Source organism: Teichococcus coralli, assembly GCF_009829925.1.
In the GTDB taxonomy this organism is placed as follows: Bacteria; Pseudomonadota; Alphaproteobacteria; order Acetobacterales; family Acetobacteraceae; genus Pseudoroseomonas; species Pseudoroseomonas coralli.
Map to the genome: position 1 here is coordinate 1 of NZ_SNVJ01000073.1, position 401 is coordinate 401.

1 protein-coding gene is annotated in these 401 nt (G+C 67.6%); it reads left to right on the forward strand.

The window, feature by feature from the left end; translation table 11 throughout:
- The coding region (locus tag E0493_RS22985; protein WP_202397313.1) for a hypothetical protein at positions 1 to 401 on the forward strand (401 nt) is incomplete at both ends.

A 401-nucleotide genomic window follows, 5' to 3' on the forward strand; every position in this document is an offset into this window, starting at 1 on the left:
GCGACCATCATCGAGGTCGAGGGCGACCGCGAGGTCATCGTCACCGCCACGGCGAGCGAGTCCGGCTTTTCCAATGCGCTGGGCTTCCGCGTTGTCGAGGCGGACGGAACCAGGGGCGCCGACCAGATCGTCTTCGCGAATGACGACACCGTCACGGACGGCGAGCGCTTCAGCCTGGGCAGCTTCGCCGATGGCACCAAGCTGGAGTTCTTCATCCTGCAGGATGGCGGCGCCCTGCTGACGGGTGACGCGCAGGCGAAGCTGGAGGCGACCGCGAGCGGCTTCCTGGTCGGCTTCGAGGACCTGGTCGCGGCGGCCGCGCAGAACCCGCGGCACCTGCAGCGCGACGGCGATTTCAATGACGTGGTGTTCAACGTCAGCTTCGAGGCAACAGGCAGCGC